Raw genomic sequence first — 5,055 nt, forward strand, 5'->3', positions numbered from 1 at the left:
CGGCCTCCTGCCGGATACGCTCCATAGCCTTGTCGTATTCTTCCGGGGTGTGGGCCTTGTAGACATACCGGGGGGGGCGCTTCATCCCCGGTGTCCATGCCGCGATACAGCGGCCGTTACGGCCCTGAAACCGGACAAGCGAGATGTTATAGATCAATTCGGGAGCGAAGCCCGTCCCCTGCGCGAGACGCGCGGCGTTCTTGTTGATGCGATAGGTTTTCATTGTATTTCGGATTTAGGGTTCGTTTCTTCTTCGACGATTTGGAACTTGTCGGGATTCCAGCCCTTTGCGAACAGCGCGGCCTGCGCGTCGAGGACGCTCGGAAAGATGCGGCGCCTCTGCCGCGAAAAAGAGATGTATCCGACATAAATACGCCGCACAGGGCTTCTTTGATATTCGAGGTGGCAGCGGCACGGAACGGGCTGATAGTGCAGGAAGCCCCGCATCCGCAGCAGCAGGCCACGTTCGTACTCCTTGTCCTCGCGGCAGCGTTCCCACGCCTCGTATTTGTCGATGCCGTCGGTCAGCAGCGCATAACTGACAGCCCGGTCATAGCGGGTTCGGCCCTGCCAAAGGCCCTTGAAAAAGAGCGACAGCAGTTCCAGTTCGAGCGTCGGACGGCCTTTCGTGCGCAGCGTTTCTGTCAGGGATACGACCTCGTCGTAACGGAAGTCGAGCGGGCGGATGTTGTTCGCCGCCATGCGCACCATCACCCGCAGGTCGGGGGTAATGGTGATACGTGTTATAATCTGATAGCTCATAATGATATGCAATTAAAAGACCGCAGCTTTAGGGCTGCGGCCTGATTTGACAATACGTGAAGTGTCGTGTTATTTCGGATTGGTCGTGTCCCGGAGCTTCAATCCGAAATCGCCGCAGGCCGTACGCAGATCTTCGCTGAACTTGTTGCTCTCGCAATAATAATCACCCATCCGTTCGGCCAACTTCTGCAGATCGCCGTCCGTAATCGTCGCAGTATCGTATCCGTGTCTTTCGAGAGCCGTACGGTTCAGAAAGGCGATGTCGAACTCCGCATTCGGATCGTCCTTACTCGGAACGCTTCGCAGTTTCTCGTCGGTGAATCGGTAAATCTCGTCGAGATACTCCTTTTCCGTCCAGTCCGTATTCCTGTGCCGCCGGGAGAACTCGTCGCCCCAGGCAATGAGCGTCGCGGCCGTATCGCGGGAGTTGTCCGAAGGCCGGAACTTCCTGCGCCCGGCTTCATAGGCGATATCGACCAGCGCCTCGGCATAGTCGCGCAGGGACACATTGCCCGGAAGCGCTGCGGACTGCCTTTTCATAAAGGCAGTAATGGCCTCGGCATAGATCCGAAGCTGCAAACGGTCGCGCTCCGCGGCGGCTTCGTCGCGATCCAGCCCGAAATCCGGGGATTCATGGCCATCGAGGAAGTTCTGCAACTCGCCCAGCCGGAAAACGTCGTAGCGCGTACGGTATTCCGGTAGGCAGCGTTCCACGAAATCTTCCGTAAGGTCGTTTGTCGTCTGCGGCGCAGCCCCCGCGGACGGAATGAAATCGTATTCTTCCAGCCATTCGACGATGCCTTGCAGGGTATCGCAGGACAGATTTTCAAGCGGAAGCGGGAAACCATCCCCGCCGTCCATCAGGCAGACGGGCGTCAGCCCGTCCTCACAAAATTCGAGGGAGATTACATTGCGACAAAGACCGTCGTATCCGATTGTAAGGGGCGACTCGTAATACTCCTCGTAGGCGAGGCCGTCCGTATCTGCCAGCCGCTCGCGGTCTGTCGCATCGGCCGAATAAGTTCCCAGGCGCCCTTGCCGGCTGGCGATGACCGAGCGGATGACGCCGATCTGATAAGTGCGCAGTTTTTCGAGTGTTTCTTTGTTGTTCATAGTCATAGAGAATCAAGTTATTTATAAGAAAATTCCGGTCTGACGAAATAGCAGACCGTGGTGTGCCGCCCGTGATCCTTGACGAGTTTCACGGGTTGGGGCGCATTGTAGATGCGCTGCTCTGTAACGGGAGCATCGAGCACATCCCACCCCTCTTGCGATACGGCGGTCTGCTCATCCCGATAGCACCAGACGATGACGGATTTCGGGTCGGGAGCCGCGAATACGGTTCCTTCGTAATCGGAGAGGAACTGTCGGAACTCCTCCTCCGAGCCGAACGAGATGCACTCGCCCCGGTAAAGATCGCCGCTTCGGCACTCCGTATCCTTGTAAAGGCTGATCTTGCGCCATTTCTCGGTGGAGAAATCACCATAGAGCGGATCGCCTTCCCGGAACTCCCACAGCGGAACCTCGGCGCAGAACCGGACGACTCCGTTGCCGCAGGCGCCGCAATGGCCCCAAGCACAGAAATCCCCCGGCACGCTTCCGGTCGGGTGCAACGCGTGCGGCGCCACGACCGTAAAAGGCCCTCCGCTGACCGCGCAGCCGATGCCGTCGGCTGTCATCCACACGAAGGGAACGTATGGGCACAGGCAGATCGAGCGCGTTCCATCTTCACGGACAGCCTCGATCAGGGCGTTGCCGTAGAAGTCACCGTGGCGCGTGGTATAGCGCACCCGGTCGCCGACCTGCGGGACACGCGGGTTACGGGTATGTTCGATATGACGCACCAACTTATTGGCCATGTCCACATCCTCTTGCGCCAGGCAATGTTCATGGTCGTAAAGCGTATTCATCGGCAGCAGTGTTTCGCGGCTGTACCGATCTTTGGTTTTATCTTGTTGCATATTGCTGATAATAAAAGCGCCGCGGCCCAAAGGTCGCGGCGCGGGTTAAACAAAAAGGTTCTATAAGGGTTCAGGCCGCTTCGGCCGGAATCGCCTCCGAGGTTTCCGGCTCCTGTTCGCAGGCCAGCCGTTCGGAGATCATCCGCGCGGCACGGTTCACGTCCGTGAGGATGTCGAACAGGTAGGTCGGCTCTTTATGGAACTCCGCCAGCCAGTCCTTGATATAGGCGGCGCTCTCCTCACGAGGCGTCGTAGCGAAGCCCAGCATCGCACCGCACAAGGCCGCCGTAAGTTCGGCGACCAACTCTTCGCGGATGTAGTCGGCATCTCTGTAGCAAGCGCCAAAAGGACGGTTCAGACGCTCCGCATGCCCCGTACTGTGCGTGACTTCGTGGAGAAGTGTCGTGTAGAATGCCGCGCCCTCCGGGAACTGCCGTTTTTCGGGGCAGACGATCCGGTCGAGCGTCGGTGAATAGGACGCCCTGTTGCCGGATCTGAGCAGGATGGGACAGAGCCACGACTGCTCCGCCAGCATCCGATCGAGCACCTCGCATGTCAGACCGTCCGAGTAGTCTTTCGGCCCGGTCGGTGTCGTAAGCGAAGCGTAGCGCTCCGGCTGCTGTTCCGACATATCCGTCTGGTCGATGTTGAAGACCGGGTAGTAGCGCATCACGGGCAGCACGTCGTATTGCCGTCGCTGCTCCTGCGGCAGGCGGTAATAGTCCGCCAACTCAATCTTCTTGCGGGTCTCCTTATGGCGGATATACAGTTTCCAGAAGAAGACCGGGAACGAACCGGAGCCTTTGAGGATGTTCAGACCCTCCTCCTTGGCCTGCTTGAACGTCATAAAAAGCGGCGTACTGTAGCCTGCGATCTCCGAGAGGAACAGCAGCATCAGGATATTCCCGCCCCGGTAGGGCGTGCCGCGCAGGTTGCGCGGAAGACCGTGCGCAAGGTCGGCGATCCACGGCTTGCGCCACGCTTCGGTAAGCGTTTCCATTTTCTTTATCATCAGCTCCGTCAACTGCGGAGCGATCTTTTCAATCAGATTCTTATTCATGGCTCTTATCTTTACGTTATTCTTCCTCCGGAGCGGTAGCTTGCCGCCAGAGACGGATCTTCTCGTCGTTCGTCCTGCCGTTCCACCACATGTCGCAGGCATCGCGGAAAGCCTTGCGATCATCCTTCGGGCTGAAATTTTCCGGATTCAGTCCGGTGATAATTTCCCGGTCTTCTTCTGTCGTTCCGTCATTCCACCACGGCTCGACCGTATCGGACATCAATTCGCTTTCGCGTACCTGACGGGTGTGTTCTGCACAGTCGTCGCACCATAAGTCATCTTTGTCTTCCGCCATAGACTGTACTTCGTACGTGTTGCTGTCCACCCAGACTTGGCAGGATACCCGCAGCGAACCGCACGCCCCGCAGCGCCACGGATCGGCGGGCATCTCTACTGTCGGTTTTTCTGCAATAGGTGTCTGTTCCGGAATCTCTGAAATCTTATTCATAACAGTAGTAATGCAAAGACGGAGCAGGCATAACCTGCTCCGTCGGTTTGGACATTTAGTTCATGTTGTTACTATGCCGCCGTTTTCATCTCCTCAGGCATCCGGATATCGGGTTCGATATCCGGGTCCATAGGAATAATCAGCGGCTCCGGGGTGGGTTCTATAGCGGGCGTCTCGTCCGGCAGCAGCTCGGGCATCTCCGGTTCGGCATCCGGTGCCTCCTGCATCGAAACCGCCATCTCCTCGGCCTCGGCTTTTGCCTGCAAAGCGTCGATCTGTTCCTGAAGACGGGCTTTGCGACGCTCGTAGACTTTCAGATACTCCTGCTGCACCTTCTGGCTCTGCTCCGAGAAGTTCAGATCCGCAAAGCGGCACATCATTCCCGTCAGGAGCGTTTCGTCCGTACATCCATACTCCGGAGCTGCCGATCGGAAGTAGTCCACCAGAAACGCGCGGACCAACGCAGCCTGCTGCTTGACCGTAATGCGTCCCGCCGCGGCAAACTGCTCCCGGTCGGTCAGGTAAGAGCCTTCCTTGGGTCGGAAACCGCACTGACGGAGTTTCGAATCGCTCATCACGCGCTGCATCACGGCGTAGTAGAACATCTGCTGCTCCTCCTTCTGCAAGGGCTTGTTCGCAACCTTCACATCGAGGAAGACACGCTTCATATCGGTCGTGATATGCTCGTAGCAGATTTCCCGGTTGCGGCGATCCTGCTGCATCAGCCCTTCCAGCGGAGAAGGCGGGACGACGGTGACGAAGACCTTATGCTCATCGTCCTGCCCCTCGTTTACCGTCACTTCCCGCTCCTCGTCCTCGATCTC

Annotated in this window: 6 protein-coding genes and 1 pseudogene; all 7 read right to left on the bottom strand. The window is 57.7% G+C overall.

What is annotated here, in order from left to right:
- The coding region (locus tag ACESTR_RS15515; protein WP_373179410.1) for a hypothetical protein at positions 1 to 223 on the bottom strand (223 nt) is incomplete at its 3' end.
- Complete coding sequence (locus tag ACESTR_RS15520; RefSeq protein ID WP_373179411.1) at positions 220 to 762, bottom strand: hypothetical protein; 543 nt, start codon at positions 760 to 762, stop codon at positions 220 to 222. The genes ACESTR_RS15520 and ACESTR_RS15515, both read right to left, overlap by 4 nt.
- A 69-nt stretch (positions 763 to 831) precedes the next feature.
- Complete coding sequence (locus tag ACESTR_RS15525) at positions 832 to 1,875, bottom strand: hypothetical protein (RefSeq protein ID WP_229126766.1); 1,044 nt, start codon at positions 1,873 to 1,875, stop codon at positions 832 to 834.
- A gap of 17 nt (positions 1,876 to 1,892) precedes the next feature.
- Positions 1,893 to 2,723, bottom strand: coding sequence for a DUF4121 family protein (locus ACESTR_RS15530; RefSeq protein ID WP_373179412.1), 831 nt, complete (start codon positions 2,721 to 2,723; stop codon positions 1,893 to 1,895).
- 70 nt (positions 2,724 to 2,793) lie between these two features.
- A complete protein-coding gene (locus tag ACESTR_RS15535) occupies positions 2,794 to 3,783 on the bottom strand; it encodes an ArdC family protein (protein ID WP_373179413.1) in 990 nt (329 codons plus the stop codon).
- Between the two features lie 16 nt (positions 3,784 to 3,799).
- Positions 3,800 to 4,231 (bottom strand): hypothetical protein, encoded by a 432-nt coding sequence (locus tag ACESTR_RS15540; protein ID WP_015545965.1) that lies wholly within the window; start codon positions 4,229 to 4,231, stop codon positions 3,800 to 3,802.
- Positions 4,232 to 4,302: 71 nt separating this feature from the next.
- Positions 4,303 to 5,055: pseudogene (locus ACESTR_RS15545) on the bottom strand (chromosome partitioning protein ParB); the annotation flags it as partial.

Origin of the sequence: Alistipes sp. DJF_B185 (genome assembly GCF_964250025.1) — a bacterium.
GTDB lineage: Bacteria > Bacteroidota > Bacteroidia > Bacteroidales > Rikenellaceae > Alistipes > Alistipes finegoldii.